Raw genomic sequence first — 16,741 nt, 5'->3', positions numbered from 1 at the left:
TTTGGGTGTAGCTCTTAGACCGTCGTGCGGGCGCGTTTGCGCGCCGCCCCATGCATGATCCGCACCCAGGGCGACCACTTCGCGCGCCGCGCGGGAGGGTGTCCGACGGAGTCCGCGGCTCGGTCGAGCAGATCCTCCAGGAGCGCGTCGTGCAGCCACCGCACGGCCAGGGGCCAGAGGAGGTGGCCGATCCCGCGGGGACGCGCGCTGATGACGTGCCGCAGCACGCAGGAGTCTGGAGTCGGGCCGTCGAGCACGTCGAGCGTGTGCGTGCCGCGCAGCGGGCCGGGGATGAACGTGCACTCGACCAGTTCGCCGGGCTGGTAAGCGGTGCAGGTGTAGCGGATGTCCGCGTGCCCACCGGTGGCGCCCACCGAGAGCGGTCGGTCGAACAGCACGGCGGGCCAGGCGTCGACGGGCCATAGCGGGCTTTCGGCGCCCGTGATCCGGTTGATGAGCTCACCCATTGTCGAGCGGCTGACGGGGTATTCCCGTTGGTGCACATTGTGAATCATCGTCACAGCCTTCCGTACGGAACCGTATGGTTCGCGGCGTACGGTAGCGTATGGGGGTGTCGACGAGAAGGACCAAGGACGATTGGACGGCGATCGCGCTCGAGGCGATCGCCGAAGGCGGCGCGGCCGCGGTCGCCGTCGAGCCGCTCGCCGCTCGCGTCGGCGCCACGAAAGGCAGTCTCTACTGGCACTTCCCGACTCGGGACGCGCTGCTCGAAGCCGCGCTCGCCCGGTGGGAGCGGGAGCACACCGAAGGCGTGATCGGCTTCGCCGACCGAGGCGCCACCGCCGAGGAGCGGCTGCGGCTGCTGTTCGGCGCCATCCTCGCGGGCGATCACGCCATCGGCATCGAACTGGCGTTGCTGGCCTCCACCGCCGATCCCGTGGTGTCCGCGGCCGTCGCGCGGGTGACTGAGCGCCGGATCGCCTATCTGGTCACACAGTTCGCCGACATCGGCTTCACCCGCGCGGCCGCGCGCAGGCGCGCTATCGTCGCCTACTCCGTCTACCTCGGACAGGCTCAGCTCATGCGCGCCGCGCCGGAGACGCTGCCGCGCTCGGCGTCGAGCAGGCGTGCCTACGTCGACGACGTGCTGCGAGTCATCCTCGTGCCGCCTGCGGAGCGGTGAATGGCGTTCCGCTTCGGGGTCCGGGTCAAGCCGGGCGCGCGTAAGACCAAGGTCGGCGGCCGGTGGACCGACGCGCTGGTCGTGGCCGTCGCCGCGCCCGCGGTCGAGGGCAAGGCGAACGAGGCAGTGCGCCGCGCGCTAGCCGCCGCGTTCGGCGTGCGCCGCCAGGACGTCCACATCGTCACGGGGGACCGCGGCCGGGACAAGGTCGTCGAGATCGATCCCCCTCCCGACGACGCGAAATCCACTCTGGACCGGCTGCTCGACGAGCGGTGACACGGGGACTGGTTGTCGAAAGACGCCTGCCGTCCCGCGGCAGGGGAGAATGCGTCTGACAACGTGGAGGTAGCGTGGCTGATCTGACCTTGGCGCTCGGCATCGGGGCGGCCGTGATCCTCGCGGCCGTGCTCGCGGTGCGCGTGTCGGTGAAGGTCGGTCTGCCCTCGCTGCTGCTCTACCTCGTGATCGGCGTCCTGATCGGCGAAGCGGGCTTCGGCATCGAGTTCTCCAACGCCGAACTGACGCAGGCGCTCGGCTTGGCAGCGCTGGTCCTCATCCTGACCGAAGGCGGCCTCACCACCCGGTGGGACGAGGTGAAACCCGCGCTGGGGCCCGGAATCGCACTGTCCACAGTGGCGGTCGTGATCAGCGTCGGGGTCGCCGGGGTGATGCTGCACTGGATCCTCGGCCTGGACTGGCGGATGGCCATGCTCTGGGGTGCCGTGCTGGCCTCCACCGACGCCGCCGCCGTGTTCAGCGTCCTGCGCAACCTGTCGGTCACCAGGCGGCTCGTCGGCTCGCTGGAGCTGGAGTCCGGCATGAACGACGCGCCCTGCTACATCGCGGTCGTGCTGCTCGCCTCGACCGACCCGGTCACCTGGACCCTGCCGCTCACCCTCGCCTACGAACTCGGCCTCGGCGCGGTGATCGGCGTCGGACTCGGCTGGCTCGGCACGCACGCCCTGCGGCGGGCAGCGCTGCCCGCGACCGGCCTGTACCCGCTCGCCACGGTCGCCGTGTGCGTCCTGGCGTTCGCGGGCGGGCAGGCCGCGCACGCCTCCGGCCTGCTCGCCACCTACATCGCGGGCCTGGTGCTGGGCAACTCCAAGCTGCCGCACCGGGCTGACACCGTCTCCTTCGCCGAAGGTCTCGGCTGGCTCGCCCAGATCGGCCTGTTCGTCCTGCTCGGGCTGTTCGCCTCACCGTCGCGGCTGCTCGACGCGATCGTGCCCGGGCTGGTCGCCGGGGCGGTGGTCACCTTCCTGGCGAGACCCCTGTCCGTGCTGATCTCCACCACGCCATTCCGGGTGCCGTGGCGAGAACAGGTGTTCCTCTCCTGGGCGGGACTGCGCGGGGCGGTGCCGATCGTGCTCGCGATGATCCCGCTGTCGCAGGGCGTGCCCGGCGCCACCGAGCTGGTCGACGCGGTGTTCGTGCTGGTCATCGTGCTGACTCTGGTACAGGGCAGCACCCTCGGACTGCTGTCGCGTGCCCTCAGGCTCGATCCGGGGGCGAAGCCGAAGGAGGTCGAGGTGGACGTCGCCACCCTCGACGAACTCGACGCCGAGTTGCTGCAGGTGACCATCCCGCCAGGCTCGAAGCTGCACGGCGTGTACCTGGCTGAGCTGCGCCTGCCCCCCGGCGCCACGGTCAGCCTGGTCGCCCGGGACGGCAAGGGCTTCACCCCCGGCCCGACCACCCGACTGCAGGAGGGCGACCAGATCCTCGTGGTCACCACCCAGGCCGTGCGCTCGGCCACCGAGACCCGGATCCGCGCGGTCGACCGGGCGGGCCGCTACGCCCGCTGGAAGGGCGAAACCGGCAAGGACTGATCGACTCCCAGAATCCGGACTCCCAGAATCTGGACGACAGTGCGGTGCGCCCGGGTGGTCGGCTAGGGTCGAGACCAAGGTCATGAGTGTCAGCGTCAAGCCCCGGCTCGCTGACCGGCAACCCTCCTTCCGCGGTGGGGTGCCCCGGGTGAGGACCTGGCCCGTCGCGTGGTGCGAGCGGGCAAGCGCGGACCCATGAGGGTCCCAGGACCCGGAGGCCTGCCTTGACGCTCGCCATCAACTTCCCGACCGCACGCACCGCTGACCCGAGTGAGTCCACCGTGCCCACAGTCGTCGGCGCCCGCCTGACCGTGCCGCTGCTCGACGGCCGCCAGGTCGGCTACGCCAATCTCGATCACGCCGCCAGCGCGCCCTGTCTGGACGCGGTGCGCGACGCCGTGGACGAGCTGCTTCCCTGGTACGCCAGCGTGCATCGCGGAGCGGGCTTCGCCTCGCAGGTGTGCACCCGGGTCTACGGGCAGGCGCGCGACACACTGCGCCGGTTCGTGGGCGCGCGCGCGACCGACGCGGTGGTCTTCACGCGCAACACCACCGACAGCCTGAACCTGCTAGCCCGCGCGCTGCCCAAGGGCACCTCGGTGGTGCTGTTCGACACCGAGCACCACGCGGCGCTGCTGCCGTGGCGCGGCCCGCGGGTCCAGCGCGTCCAGACCCCGGCCGACGCGGGCGCGACCATCGCCGCGCTCGACGCCGCCCTCAGCACCTGCCCGGTCGGTCCCCGGCTGGTGGTGCTGACCGGCGCGTCCAACGTCACCGGCGAGGTGTGGCCCATCGCCGAACTCGCCAAGGTCGCCCGCCGCCACGGCGCCCGGGTCGTGCTCGACGCCGCGCAACTCGCCCCGCACCGGCCGGTCGACATCCGGGCACTGGACGTCGACTACGTCGTCCTGTCCGGGCACAAGCTCTACGCCCCCTATGGCGCGGGCGCGCTGATCGGGCGCTCCGACTGGCTCCAGGCGGCCGAGCCGTACCTCGTCGGCGGCGGCGCCACCCGCCAGGTCGTCGACTGGGGCGACCACCTCGGCGTGTCCTGGACGGCCGTGCCGGAGCGGCACGAGGCGGGCTCGCCCAACGTCGTCGGCGTGCACGCGCTCGCGGTCGCCTGCGAGACGCTGTCGCAGAGCTGGGACGACATCGCCGCGCACGAGCGGACCCTGCTGCGCAGGCTGCGCCAAGGCCTCGCGGGCATCCCCGGCCTGCGGGTCCTCGAACTGTTCGGTCCCGAGCAGGACCGGGTCGGCGTGGTCAGCTTCAGCGTCGACGGCCTCGACGCCGGTCTCACCGCCGCTGTCCTGTCCGCCGAGCACGGCATCGGCGTCCGCGACGGCGCGTTCTGCGCGCACATCGCCACCCGCAGGCTCCTCGACCGCGCCGGCGCCGACCAGCAGCGGGCCGTCCGGGCCAGCCTCGGCCTCGGTTCGACCGCCGAACACGTCGACCGGCTCGTCGCCGCGCTGCGCTCGCTGGTCGCCGACGGACCGGCCTTCACCTACGCGCAGGTGGACGGCCGGTGGGTTCCCGCGGCCGACGCGCGGCCGCTGCCGTCGTTCCTGCGAGAGGTGTCCTGACCGGCCGCTTCGCACACCATGGACAATGGGCCGGTGAACACTGAGCGCGGCGACGACCGTGATACCCCGACCGAGTCGGAACCGGCAGCGTCCGCACTGTCCGCACCGCCCGCCCGCCGCCGCCTGCTGCTGATCTCGGCCGCGCTGGTCGTGTTCATCGCGGACCTGGTCACCAAGATCATCGCCGTCGCGACGCTGGAGGGCGAGGCCCCGGTCCGGCTGCTCGGCGGCGCCGTCTACCTGCAGCTCGTGCGCAACCCAGGCGCCGCGTTCTCCATGGCGACCGGCATGACCTGGCTGCTGAGCCTGGTCGCGATCGGTGTCGTGGTGGCGATCATCTGGGTCATCCCGAAGCTGCGGTCCGCCGGTTGGGCGCTGGGCCTCGGCCTGGTCCTCGCGGGCGCGCTCGGCAACCTGACCGACCGCGTCTTCCGTGCCCCGAGCGTGCTGCAGGGCCACGTGATCGACTTCGTGTCGGTGTTCGGACCCAACGGCGAGGTGTGGCCGGTGTTCAACGTCGCCGACTCGGCGATCTGCGTCGGCGGCGGCCTGATCGTGCTCATGGCGATGCTCGGCCGCGACTACGACGGCACCCACACCTCGGCCAAGGCGAAAGAAACCACATGAGCGACTCCCGCACCCTTCCCGTGCCTGATGGACTAGACGGCATGCGTGTCGACGCGGGCCTGTCGAAGCTGCTGGGCCTGTCCCGCACCGTCGTCGCCGCGCTCGCCGAGTCCGGCGACGTGCTGGTCGACGGCAGGCCCGCGGGCAAGTCCGACCGTCTGCTCGCGGGCACGTGGCTCGAGGTGACGCTGCCCGAGCCGGAGCGGCCGATCGAGGTCCAGGCGATCGCCGTCGAGGGACTGATCGTGCTGCACCAGGACGACGACGTGGTCGTGGTCGACAAGCCCGTCGGTGTCGCCGCGCACCCCAGCCCCGGCTGGTCCGGCCCGACCGTGATCGGCGGACTCGCGGGCGCGGGCATCCGCATCTCCACCTCCGGCGCCGCCGAGCGCCAGGGCGTCGTGCACCGGCTCGACGTCGGCACGACCGGCGTCATGGTGGTCGCCAAGAGCGAGCGCGCGTACACCGTGCTCAAGCGCGCGTTCAAGGAGCGAACCGTCGAGAAGCGCTACCACGCGCTGGTCCAGGGCCACCCGGATCCGAGTGTCGGCACCATCGACGCGCCGATCGACCGCCACCCCAAGCACGACTACCGCTGGGCCGTGGTGGCGGGCGGCAAGCCGAGCATCACCCATTACGAGACGATCGAGGCCTTCCGCGCGGCGTCACTGCTGGACGTGAAGCTCGAAACCGGGCGCACCCACCAGATCCGGGTGCACTTCTCCGCGCTGCGGCACCCGTGCGTCGGTGACCTCACCTACGGCGCCGACCCGGTCCTGGCCAAGCGCCTCGGCCTGACCCGCCAGTGGCTGCACGCCCGCACGCTCGGCTTCCACCACCCCGACGACGGCCGGTGGGTCGAATTCACCAGCGAATACCCCGCCGATCTCGCCGGGGCACTGGAATTGCTCGCCGCGGACTACTGAATCCCACCCGTTCGTGTCGCTCTGGGCTAGTTTGGGTCGGAGAGTCGGTAAGAGGGTGGGGAGCGATGAGCGATCAGCGCGAGGCGAAGTGGGATGGCGCGAACGACGGTGATCCGTTCGCGACCGGGGGACACGGTCGGTTCATGCGGGACGGCGCCGCGCCGTCGGTGATCGGCGCGTCGCCGGACGACGTCGACGAGACGGTCCGGGTGAGCCCCGACGAGGTGCGCTACGACCGTGAGCCGCCGACGTCGCCGATCCCGGTGGCTAACCCGGCCACCGAGAAGAAGAGCTGGCTGGGAAAACTATTCAGGCGTTAGGCCTGCATGGCCCATCGAACCGCCACCTAAGGGGACCGTGACGGCAGCCGACCACGGTTGCCCACCAACCCGCACCATCATCCGGCAGGTGACCCCAACTCAAAATTCCGGGGAGGCGGACTAGCTCTCGATCTTCCAGGTGAGCGTCCGGGATTCCTCATCCGGGCGGGGGCTCCACTGCACGGCGGTGATCTCAAGGTCCTCAGGCACGACATACACGGTGTGTCCGCCCGCGGTCTCGCCCGGCGCCACGCCGATGCGGTGCGGCGGCCGGGACGAGAGTGACACCGGCGCCTTGGACATCGACTTGCCGTCCGGGGTGACCAGGACCAGGTAGAGGTCGGGCAGCGTGCCGAAGCGGACGGTGCCGCGGTTGGTCAGCTCGGTGTGCACGACGACCGACCGCTCGCCCGGCTGCAGCCGATAGCCCGCGGCGGTGAACAGGTAGTCGGCCGGGTCGACGACCTCGACGAGCTGGATCGACAGCCGCTCGCCCTCCAGGCCCTCGGCCTGCAGCGTCTCGCCCGCGACGCCCTGCCTGCGGGGGCGGGTCGTGGGTCGCGTGCGGTCGTCGGCCATGGTCGTGGCGGGAGGCTGGTCGCCGCGCGCCCACGACGAACTGCCCGGGGGGCCCCAGGTGGAGATCGGCTCGGCGGGCGTCGGGAACGGCTGGCTCGGCGGGCCGGTCGGCGTGGGGAACGGCTGGCTGGGCGGGCCGGTGCGGACCTGGTGCGGGCCTGACGGCGGGAACTGCTGCTGCTGGTAGGGCTGCTGCTGGTACCCGGCGGGCGGCGGGTAGACCCCGGACGGCGTCCCTTGCGCTCCGTAAGCACCCGACGGCGTGCCCTGCGCGCCGTAGGACGGGCCAGGCGGTGTCTGCTGAGCGGCATAGACGCCCGAGGGCGTCCCTTGCGCGCCATAGACCCCGGACGGCGTGCCGTGCACACCTTGACCGGGTCCGACGTGTCCCGGGGCCGGCGCTCCGTAGTTGGTGGGGGCCGTCATCCGGGCCAGCGCGGCCCGCACACCGTTCTGGTCGCACTCGACGCCGACGAGCAGCGGCACACCCGCCGCGGACAGCGCGACCAGTCGGGACGCCACCTCGCGAGGGTCCATGCCGAGCCGCGCGGCCACCTCGTGCACCGCGGCACGGCCCATCTCGGCGACTACGCCGAGTACCCGTGCGTCCATGGGATCCGTCACGGATCGCACGCTACCGGGTCACCCATCGTCCTGCGCCGGAAGCTGTCACACCGGCCCGGCGAAGATCCGTTTGCGTGTTCGCCCGCTCACACCGGGGCGTCGTCGAGCACGGCCAGGCGCAGCGGGTCGTCGGCGCGCACACCGGTGTCGGCGATATGGAGCGGGCGCACCTCGGCGTCGTAGCGGGCGAACGCGGGCAGCGCCCAGTGCTCGCTCTCCGGGAGCTTGCGAGCCAGCGCGGGCGCGGAGAGCCACAGGTGCACCGAGTAGTCGTGCGGCAGCCCACGGCCCAAGAGCAGTTCGCCGTCGATCAGCACCACACCATCGGGAAGGTCGACGTAGTCGGCGCGTGCGGCGCGGTCGGTCTCGGTGTTCCACAGTCGCGGCAGGACTCGACGCGACCCGTTGGGCCCCAACGGGTCGAGTACCTCACGCCGCAGCGCTCCGCCGTCGAGCCACTGGTCGTACCGGGCGTCCGGATCGGTACGTCCCCGCTCGAACCGCAGGGACGCGGCGCGCTGGAAATCGGCCGCCGAGACCCTCAACACAGGACGGCCCAGCACCCGCAGCCGCTCGCCGAGCCGGTCGGCCAGCACGTCCGGGCGAGTGGGCGGCGCACCATCGATGATCACGCGGGTGATCTCCGGACGGGCCGCCACCTGCGCGGACACCTCGTCGATGAGAGCGGGCGGCGAAAGCGGTCGGAAACGCACACCCGCCATCCTTCCTTGTCTCGCGTGCCGGTCCACAGAACTGTCCGACGGCCCGACTAAGGTGTGCCCGTGGCTGACTCCTTCGCTCATCTTCACGTGCACACCGAGTACTCGATGCTCGACGGAGCGGCCAAGCTCAAGGACATGTTCGCCGAGTGCGAGCGCCTCGGCATGACCTCGGTGGCCATCACCGACCACGGTCACACCAACGGCATCTACGACTTCTACCGGCAGGCCAAAGGCGCCGGGATCAAGCCGATCCTCGGTATCGAGGCCTACATCGCACCTGGGTCGCGCTTCAACAAGGACCGGGTCCGCTGGGGTGACCCGGGCCAGAAGTCCGACGACGTCGGCGGCAGCGGCGCCTACAACCACCAGACGATCTGGGCCCGCGACGACCAGGGCCTGCGGAACCTGATGCGGCTGTCGAGCCTGGCGTCGTTGGAGGGGCAGCTCGGCAAGTGGCCCCGGATGGACCGCGAGCTGATCACCGAGCACTCGGCGGGTCTGATGGCCACCACCGGCTGCCCGTCCGGTGACGTTCAGACTCGGCTCCGGCTCGGCCAGTTCGACGAGGCGGTCGCCGCGGCGGGCGCCTGGAAAGAGATCTACGGCGAGGGCAATTTCTTCGTCGAGCTGATGGACCACGGCATCGAGATCGAGCGCCGGGTCCGCGACGGGCTGATCGCCGTCGCGAAGAAGGTCGACCTCCCGTTCGTCGTGACCAACGACTCGCATTACACCTATAAGGAAGACCGCGACGCGCACGACGCCCTGCTGTGCGTGCAGACGGCCAGCACGCTGCAAGACCCGACGCGATTCCGGTTCGACGGCACCGGCTACTACCTCAAGTCGCCCGACGAGATGCGCGCCATCGACTCCTCCGACCCCTGGCAGGAGGGGTGCCGCAACACGCTGGTGATCGCCGAGAAGGTCGACATCAGCGGGATGTTCGAATTCCGCAACCTGATGCCGAAGTTCCCGATCCCCGACGGCATGACGGAGGACGAGTTCTTCCGGCAGCAGGTGTGGGAGGGCATGCACAAGCGGTTCCCCGGCGGCATCGACGAGGAACACCGCAGGCAGGTCGAGTTCGAGATCAACGTCATCACCCAGATGGGGTTCCCGGCGTACTTCCTCGTGGTCGCCGACCTCATCCAGTGGGCGAAGAACAACGGCATCCGGGTCGGCCCCGGCCGAGGGTCCGCCGCGGGCGCGCTGATCGCCTACGCGATGGGCATCACCGACCTCGACCCGCTGGCCCACGGCCTGATCTTCGAGCGGTTCCTCAACCCCGACCGCGTCAGCCCGCCCGACATCGACATCGACTTCGACGAACGTCGGCGCGGTGACGTCATCCGCTACACCACCGAGAAGTGGGGTGCGGACAAGGTCGCGCAGGTGATCACCTTCGGCACGATCAAGGCGAAGGCCGCGATCAAGGACTCCGCGCGGGTGCTGTTCGGGCAGCCCGGCTACGCCGTCGCGGACAAGATCTCCAAGGTCTACCCGCCCGCGGTCATGGCCAAGGACATCCCGCTCAACAACCTGTTCGACCCGCAGCACAAGCGCTACGCCGAGGCCACCGAGATCCGCGAGCTGTACAACAGCGACCCGCAGGTCAAGGAGATCATCGACACCGGCCGCGGCCTCGAAGGCCTGATCCGCAACGCCGGTGTGCACGCCTGCGCGGTCATCCTGAGCGCCGAGCCGCTGATGGACACGATCCCGCTGTGGAAGCGCCCGCAGGACGGGTCGATCATCACGCAGTTCGACTACCCGACGTGCGAGTCGCTCGGGCTGCTGAAGATGGACTTCCTCGGCCTGCGCAACCTGACCGTCATCGACGACGCGCTGCGCAACATCGAGCGCAACGGCAAACCGGTGCCGGACCTGGAAACCCTTGGCCTGGAAGACAAGCCGACCTATGAGCTGCTCTCGCGCGGGGACACGCTCGGCGTGTTCCAGCTCGACGGCGGGCCCATGCGCGACCTGCTGCGCCTCATGCGTCCCGACAACTTCGAGGACATCTCCGCGGTCGGCGCGCTCTACCGGCCGGGTCCGATGGGCGCCAAGTCGCACACGAACTACGCGCTGCGCAAGAACAAGCAGCAGGAAATCACCCCGATCCACCCCGCGCTGGCGGAGGCGCTGGAAGACATCCTCGGCACGACCTACGGCCTGATCGTGTATCAGGAGCAGGTCATGGCGATCGCGCAGAAACTGGCGGGATACACGCTCGGACAAGCGGACTTGCTTCGCCGGGCCATGGGTAAAAAGAAGAAAGAGGTCCTGGACGCGGAGTTCGTCAACTTCTCCGGCGGTATGGAGAAGAACGGCTACCCGAAGGACGCGATCAAGACCCTCTGGGACATCCTCGTCCCCTTCGCCGACTACGCGTTCAACAAGGCGCACTCCGCCGCGTACGGCCTGGTCTCCTACTGGACGGCCTACCTCAAGGCGAACTACCCGGCCGAGTACATGGCCGGACTGCTGACGAGTGTGCGCGACGACAAGGACAAGGCGGCCGTCTACCTGGCCGAATGCCGCAAGATGGGCATCACCGTCCTGCCGCCCGACGTCAACGAGTCGGAGAAGGAGTTCGCCCCGGTCGGCGGCGACATCCGATTCGGCCTCGGCGCGATCCGCAACGTCGGCGCCAACGTCGTCGACTCGATCATCAAGTCGCGTACCGAGAAGGGGGAGTTCACCGACTTCTCCGACTACTTGCGCAAGGTCGAAGCGGTGGCCTGCAACAAGAAGGTCGTCGAATCGCTGATCAAGGCGGGTGCGTTCGACTCGCTCAAGCACCCGCGCAAGGGCTTGTTCCTGATCCACACCGACGCCATCGACGCGGTCATGGACACCAAGAAGGCCGAGGCGGTCGGCCAGTTCGACCTCTTCGGCGCGGCCGGTGGCGCGGACGAGGAGGTGGCCAGCGTCTTCGACGTGCGGGTGCCCGACGAGGTCTGGGAGTCCAAGCACCAGCTCGCGCTGGAGCGGGAGATGCTCGGCCTCTACGTCTCGGGCCACCCGCTCAACGGGGTGGAGCACGTGCTCACCTCGCAGTCCGACACGTCCATCGCGGCGATCCTCGAAGGCGGCATCCCCGACGGGACGCAGGTGGTGATCGGCGGGATTCTCGCCTCGGTCAACCGACGGGTGAACCGCAACGGCGAACCGTGGGCCTCGGCGATGCTCGAGGACCTCGCGGGTGGCATCGAGGTGCTGTTCTTCCCGAAGACGTACGCCGTGATCGGCATGGGAGTGCTGGAGGACGCGATCGTCCTGGTGAAGGCCCGGGTCGCCAAGCGCGACGACCGGACCTCGCTGATCGCGAACGACCTCGCGGTCCCCGACCTGTCCAACGCGGCGGGCGCGCCGTTCCGGCTGATCATGGCGGCGACCAAGTGCACACCGCCGCTGGTCGCGCAGCTCAAGGACGTCCTCGGTTCCTACCCGGGAACCACGGAAGTCCATTTGAAACTGATCAACGGACCTCGGCAGACGCTCCTCAAACTCGACGACGCGCTGCGGGTCAGCCCGTCGCCGTCGCTGATGGGGGACCTGAAGGCGCTGCTGGGTCCCGGCTGCCTCTCCTAAGCCTGTGGACAACTACTCGCGGTGATCCCGAAAGTGAGTACGGTGGAAGCCAAGGGGCTCGAACCGCGCACCACTGGGGGATTTCGTGCTGGACAACGACATCAAACTCGGCGCCCGATTCATCGAGGACCCGTACGGGGTCTACGCCGAACTGCGCTCAACCGGTCCGGTCCGCAAGGTCGAGCTGCCGACCGGGGTGCGCGTCTGGCTGGTCACCGACTACGCCGAGGCGCGCGCGGCGCTGGCGGATCCGACGCTGAGCAAGAATATCCGCAAGTCCGCGGACGTCATCGACCGCCACCTGGCGCCCCGCGCGAAGCGCGTCGACTTCAGCACCAGCCTGTCGTCGCACATGCTCAACACGGACCCGCCGAACCACACCAGGCTGCGCAAGCTCGTCAACAAGGCGTTCACCGCGGGCGGAATCGACCACCTGCGGCCACGCATCGAGGCGATCACCGAAGACCTGCTCGCGGGGATGGAAGGCGCCGACGAGATCGACCTGTTGGAGGCCTTCGCCTTCCCGCTGCCGATCACCGTGATCTGCGAGATGCTCGGCGTCCCGGTCGACGACCGGGACGACTTCCGGTCGTGGTCGAACCTGCTGTTGTCGAACGACCGCTCCGAGAAGCTGCACAACGCGGCGGCGTCGATGCAGACCTACCTGATCGGCCTCGTCGAGGCCAAGCGCGCCGAGCCGAGCGCCGACCTGCTCACCGCCCTGATCGAGGCCAGCGAGGACGGTGACCGGCTCTCCGGCGAGGAACTGGTCTCCATGGCCTTCCTCCTGCTTGTCGCGGGTCACGAGACCACGGTCAACCTCATCGGCAACGCCATGCTCGGCCTGCTCACCCGCCCGGACCAGTTGGCGGCGCTCAAGGCCGACCCCACGTTGCTTTCGGGTGCCATCGAGGAGTTCCTCCGCTACGACGGCCCGGTGAACCTGGCGACCTTCCGGCGCACCACCCAACCGCTGGTGCTGGGCGACACCGAGATCCCCGCCGACGAGTTCGTCGTCGTCGCCGTCACCGCCGCCAACCGCGACGAAGCCCGCTTCCCCGACGCCGACCAACTTGATGTCACCCGCAACGCCGGCGGTCATCTCGCCTTCGGCCACGGCATCCACTACTGCGTTGGCGCCCCCCTGGCGCGAATGGAAGCCGAGATCGCCCTTGGCGGCCTGCTGTCCCGCTTCCCCAACATGACCCTGGCCCAAGACAAGGACGACTTGCGCTGGCGCAACAGCATGATCCGAGGCCTGGAAGAACTACGCGTGCGCCCCCAAGGCTGACCGAGGGCAACAGCAGACTGGGCACTCTCGACACGCCCCACCGGCGCCGCGCACCGGGCCTCCTTGTCGTGGCCGCCCTGGCAGTCCGACACAGCCAATAGCGCGCTGTCGACAAGTGCCACCAAGTGCCAAGCTCGCTGATCGCGCAACGACTTGGACAATTGAGGCCGAGGAGACTCACATAACGCGGGAACGCGACGACGGCGAGAGCACGCCACGCCACCGTAATCCCAGGTTCTGGCCACCGCATTGGGTACCGTGACCTGGTGCGGGGGCAACATGGTCAGGACAGTGGTGGCGTGGTGGCCGCCCGGCTGCGCCGGGTGCGACCGCAACTCGCCGCTGTGATCGCGCTTGGGCCGCTGCTGGGCATCGCCGCGGTTCTGGTGTTCGGTGGCTGGCTGCCGGGGGTGGCTGTGCCCGCCCTCATCTTGTTCGCGGGTGTGGGTTACTTCGCCCTCCACCGTTTCCGCCCGCGCCGCTGGCCGCACGCCGCCGCCGTGCTCGGCGTGGTGTCCGGGGCGTACCTCGGGCTGAGTGTGCCCGCCGTCGCCTGGATGACCGCTCCGCTGGGGGCGGTCTCGTTGGGACTGCTGGGTTTCACCGTCGCGGACCGGGCGCGCAGGCAGGTTCTCCTGCCGTACACAGCTGAATTCGCCGACTCGCCCGTCGAGGTCCCCTGGCCCGCCCGCGGCGCCCGCGGCCTGGAACTGCTGGTCGGCGCCGACCGGATCACCCTCATCGGCAGCCGAGGCAGGCTCCGCTCCGCCCGCTCCACCGTCGACTTCGACGACGTCGGAACGATCGAACAGGTCATGGTCGCCCGCCGCGCCACCCTGCACGTCCCGGGGGTCGGGGAGCTGAACGTGACGGTCACCCCAGGCCCCGCGGTGCGCATCGCAGTGCCGCCGGGCGAGTGGATCCTCCCGACCGACCAGGGCCGTGACATCGCCCGCCTCGTCGCCCGCCGCAAGGAACTCGCCGGAGAAGAGGTCTCCGCCCACCTGTGACGCCTGCTCGCGGCTCGCGCTGAGAGAGCTGTCGCCCGGCCCACGTGGACAGTGACGTTGCTCAGGTTCTGATTCGTCGCACCTGATTCGGCGGTTAGCCTGCAACGGTGAGCCCTGACGACCTCATCGCCCTCGACCGTGCGCATGTGTGGCATCCCTACGGCCCCATGCCCGGCACCCACGATCCGCTGGTCGTCGAGTCCGCGCAGGGTGTGCGGCTTCGGTTGGCGGATGGGCGTGAGCTCGTCGACGGGATGTCGTCGTGGTGGGCGGCTATCCACGGGTACCGCAACCCCGTCCTCGACGCCGCCCTGGCCGAGCAGGCGGGGAAGATGAGCCACGTCATGTTCGGCGGCCTTACCCACGAACCCGCCGTCCGCCTTGCCGCGAAGCTTGTGGAGATCACCCCGGCTCCGCTCCAGCACGTCTTCCTCTGCGACTCCGGCTCGGTCGGCGTCGAGGTGGCGATCAAGATGTGTCTGCAGTACTGGCGGTCACTGGGTCGCACCCGCAAGACCAAGCTGCTCACCTGGCGCGGCGGGTACCACGGCGACACGTTCAACCCGATGAGCGTCTGCGACCCCGACGGCGGCATGCACAGCCTCTGGCGCGGTGTCCTGCCCGTCCAGCTCTTCGCCGAGGTGCCACCCGCCGAGTTCGAGCACGACTACGTCGCTCACCTGGCCGCGGTCATCGAGGAACACGCCGACGACCTCGCCGCCGTCATCGTCGAGCCGGTGGTGCAAGGCGCGGGCGGGATGCGTTTCCACGACGCTCGCTACCTGCATGTCCTGCGGGAGCTGTGCCTCACCCACGACGTCCTGCTGGTCTTCGACGAGATCGCCACCGGCTTCGGCCGCACCGGCGAACTCTTCGCCGCCGACCACGCGGGCATCAGCCCGGACGTGATGTGCGTCGGCAAGGCCATGAGCGGCGGCTACCTGAGCATGGCCGCCACCCTCTGCACGTCCCGGGTCGCCGACGGCATCTCCCAGGGCGAGGTGCCGATTCTCGCCCACGGCCCCACGTTCATGGGCAACCCGCTGGCCTCGGCGGTCTCGCTGGCGTCCATCGACCTGCTGTTGAGCCAGGACTGGCGAAGCACGGTCAAGCGGATCGAGTCCGAGCTGACCGCGGGCCTGGCCCCGGCCCGAGACCTGCCCCACGTCCGCGACGTCCGAGTCCTGGGCGCTATCGGTGTCGTGCAACTCGACCACCCGATCGACATGGCTGCCGCGACCAAGGCCGCCACCGACGCGGGTGTCTGGCTGCGACCGTTCCGGGACCTGATCTACACGATGCCGCCATTCGTCAGCACCACCGACGACGTCGCCACCATCACCGAAGGTGTCTTGGCCGCCGCCCAAGCGGGCTAAGGCTCGGAACAGGCGCTAAGCGACAGAGAGCCCGAACGCCTCGGCCAACTCCGAATTCGTCGGCTCCACCAACACTTCCCCACCCGGCAGCACCACGACCGGAATGTTCTTCCGCCCACCCGCCAGCTCCACCGCGCGGTCCCGCTGAGACTCATCATGTTCGACGTCGATCTCACTGAACGAGACGCCGTTCGCGGTCATCCAGGACTTCGCCCGGCGGCAGTCGCCGCACCAGTCCGCGCTGTAGATGAGGACTTGATTGTTCACGGGTTCGACACTAACGGAGGAGGACGGGTGACTACGTCACTACCAGTTGCCAGGTCTAACCTGTCACCCCGTGAGTGTCCTCGTGATCACCGGGACCGGCACGGGCGTCGGCAAGACCGTCGTCACGGCCGGGATCGCCGCGCTCGCACTGCGGTCGGGGCGTCGTGTCGCTGTTCTCAAACCCGCGCAGACGGGTGTCTCCGCCGCTGAGCCGGGCGACCTCGACGACGTGCGCAGGCTCGCCGGTGAGCTGACCACCCGGGAGCTTCGCCGCTTCCCCGACCCCCTCGCCCCAGACACGGCCGCACGGCGGGTCGGGATGCCCGCGGTGCGGCCCTCGGAGGTCGCGCAGGTCGCGGGGCAGTTGGCCAACACCCATGACCTCGTGCTGATCGAGGGCGCGGGTGGCCTGCTGGTCCGCTTCGACGACGCGGGCGGCACCCTGGCCGACGTCGCCTGGTCGCTGGGCGCGCCCGTGGTGATCGTCGCCGAGGCGGGGCTGGGCACCCTCAACGCCACCGCGCTGACCGCTGAGGCGCTGCGCGGTCGCGGCATCATCTGCCACGGCGTCGTCGTCGGCTCCTGGCCCGCCGTGCCCGATCTGGCCTGTCTGCACAATCTCGAAGACCTGCCGGTCGCCGCGGGCGCCCCGCTCATCGGGGTCGTGCCCGCGGGCGCCGGAGCGCTCGACGCCGCCGATTTCGCCCTGGTGGCCCGCACGTCCCTCGCGTCCCGGCTGGGTGGGGACTTCGACGCGGACGAGTTCGCCAAAGAGCTCGTCGCCGAGACCCGCCCGAGGCGTGAGGAACATCGCTGACGAGTGAGTCCGCCATGAGGCAG

General features: G+C 69.9%; 16 protein-coding genes and 1 riboswitch. Of the genes, 12 read left to right on the top strand and 4 right to left on the bottom strand.

Annotated elements, in window-relative coordinates; all coding sequences use genetic code 11:
* Positions 1 to 14: 14 nt before the first annotated feature.
* On the bottom strand, positions 15 to 467 hold the full coding sequence (locus ACUZ2Y_RS09635; RefSeq protein ID WP_476329002.1) for an SRPBCC family protein: 453 nt from the start codon (positions 465 to 467) through the stop codon (positions 15 to 17).
* Positions 468 to 571: 104 nt separating this feature from the next.
* On the opposite strand from ACUZ2Y_RS09635, the gene ACUZ2Y_RS09630 reads away from it, so the two are divergent.
* From ACUZ2Y_RS09630 to ACUZ2Y_RS09600, 7 genes are all read left to right on the top strand, one after another.
* On the top strand, positions 572 to 1,144 hold the full coding sequence (locus ACUZ2Y_RS09630) for a TetR/AcrR family transcriptional regulator (RefSeq protein WP_476329000.1): 573 nt from the start codon (positions 572 to 574) through the stop codon (positions 1,142 to 1,144).
* The gene (locus tag ACUZ2Y_RS09625; protein ID WP_476328998.1) at positions 1,145 to 1,420 is read left to right on the top strand and encodes a DUF167 domain-containing protein; all 276 of its coding nucleotides are present in this window, start codon (positions 1,145 to 1,147) and stop codon (positions 1,418 to 1,420) included.
* A gap of 74 nt (positions 1,421 to 1,494) precedes the next feature.
* On the top strand, positions 1,495 to 2,976 hold the full coding sequence (locus ACUZ2Y_RS09620) for a potassium/proton antiporter (RefSeq protein ID WP_476328996.1): 1,482 nt from the start codon (positions 1,495 to 1,497) through the stop codon (positions 2,974 to 2,976).
* A 78-nt stretch (positions 2,977 to 3,054) separates the two neighbouring features.
* Positions 3,055 to 3,170, top strand: a riboswitch (SAM riboswitch).
* Positions 3,171 to 3,200: 30 nt separating this feature from the next.
* Positions 3,201 to 4,565, top strand: coding sequence for an aminotransferase class V-fold PLP-dependent enzyme (locus tag ACUZ2Y_RS09615; RefSeq protein WP_476328994.1), 1,365 nt, complete (start codon positions 3,201 to 3,203; stop codon positions 4,563 to 4,565).
* A gap of 18 nt (positions 4,566 to 4,583) precedes the next feature.
* A complete protein-coding gene (gene lspA / locus ACUZ2Y_RS09610; RefSeq protein WP_476328992.1) occupies positions 4,584 to 5,192 on the top strand; it encodes a signal peptidase II in 609 nt (202 codons plus the stop codon).
* Positions 5,189 to 6,118 carry an RluA family pseudouridine synthase gene (locus ACUZ2Y_RS09605; RefSeq protein WP_091374454.1) on the top strand — a complete coding sequence of 310 codons (930 nt, stop codon included), beginning with the start codon at positions 5,189 to 5,191 and terminating at the stop codon, positions 6,116 to 6,118. Before lspA ends, ACUZ2Y_RS09605 begins: the two co-directional genes overlap by 4 nt.
* Before the next feature lie 65 nt (positions 6,119 to 6,183).
* Positions 6,184 to 6,438 carry a hypothetical protein gene (locus ACUZ2Y_RS09600; RefSeq protein ID WP_476328990.1) on the top strand — a complete coding sequence of 85 codons (255 nt, stop codon included), beginning with the start codon at positions 6,184 to 6,186 and terminating at the stop codon, positions 6,436 to 6,438.
* 120 nt (positions 6,439 to 6,558) lie between these two features.
* On the opposite strand, the gene ACUZ2Y_RS09595 is transcribed toward ACUZ2Y_RS09600, so the two are convergent.
* Positions 6,559 to 7,629 (bottom strand): AsnC family protein, encoded by a 1,071-nt coding sequence (locus ACUZ2Y_RS09595; protein WP_476331689.1) that lies wholly within the window; start codon positions 7,627 to 7,629, stop codon positions 6,559 to 6,561.
* A gap of 98 nt (positions 7,630 to 7,727) precedes the next feature.
* A complete protein-coding gene (locus ACUZ2Y_RS09590) occupies positions 7,728 to 8,363 on the bottom strand; it encodes a nucleoside/nucleotide kinase family protein (RefSeq protein ID WP_476328988.1) in 636 nt (211 codons plus the stop codon).
* 60 nt (positions 8,364 to 8,423) lie between these two features.
* On the opposite strand from ACUZ2Y_RS09590, the gene dnaE reads away from it, so the two are divergent.
* The 4 genes from dnaE (at position 8,424) to ACUZ2Y_RS09570 (ending at position 15,634) form a co-directional block, all read left to right on the top strand.
* Positions 8,424 to 11,957, top strand: a complete 3,534-nt coding sequence (dnaE, locus tag ACUZ2Y_RS09585; protein ID WP_476328986.1) for a DNA polymerase III subunit alpha — start codon at positions 8,424 to 8,426, stop codon at positions 11,955 to 11,957.
* 85 nt (positions 11,958 to 12,042) lie between these two features.
* Complete coding sequence (locus ACUZ2Y_RS09580; protein ID WP_476328984.1) at positions 12,043 to 13,248, top strand: cytochrome P450 family protein; 1,206 nt, start codon at positions 12,043 to 12,045, stop codon at positions 13,246 to 13,248.
* A gap of 266 nt (positions 13,249 to 13,514) precedes the next feature.
* Positions 13,515 to 14,258 carry a hypothetical protein gene (locus ACUZ2Y_RS09575; RefSeq protein ID WP_476328982.1) on the top strand — a complete coding sequence of 248 codons (744 nt, stop codon included), beginning with the start codon at positions 13,515 to 13,517 and terminating at the stop codon, positions 14,256 to 14,258.
* 107 nt (positions 14,259 to 14,365) lie between these two features.
* A complete protein-coding gene (locus tag ACUZ2Y_RS09570) occupies positions 14,366 to 15,634 on the top strand; it encodes an adenosylmethionine--8-amino-7-oxononanoate transaminase (RefSeq protein WP_476328980.1) in 1,269 nt (422 codons plus the stop codon).
* 15 nt (positions 15,635 to 15,649) lie between these two features.
* Here ACUZ2Y_RS09570 and ACUZ2Y_RS09565 read toward each other — a convergent pair whose 3' ends face one another.
* Positions 15,650 to 15,901 carry a glutaredoxin family protein gene (locus ACUZ2Y_RS09565; protein WP_476328978.1) on the bottom strand — a complete coding sequence of 84 codons (252 nt, stop codon included), beginning with the start codon at positions 15,899 to 15,901 and terminating at the stop codon, positions 15,650 to 15,652.
* 70 nt (positions 15,902 to 15,971) lie between these two features.
* Between ACUZ2Y_RS09565 and bioD the strand changes: the two genes are divergently transcribed.
* Positions 15,972 to 16,718, top strand: a complete 747-nt coding sequence (bioD, locus tag ACUZ2Y_RS09560; protein ID WP_476328976.1) for a dethiobiotin synthase — start codon at positions 15,972 to 15,974, stop codon at positions 16,716 to 16,718.
* Positions 16,719 to 16,741 lie beyond the last annotated feature (23 nt).

The sequence above is a fragment of the Actinokineospora sp. UV203 genome (assembly GCF_056323665.1).
Note: the sequence above shows the minus strand (reverse complement) of the source record. Positions and strands in the feature narration are given on the sequence as shown.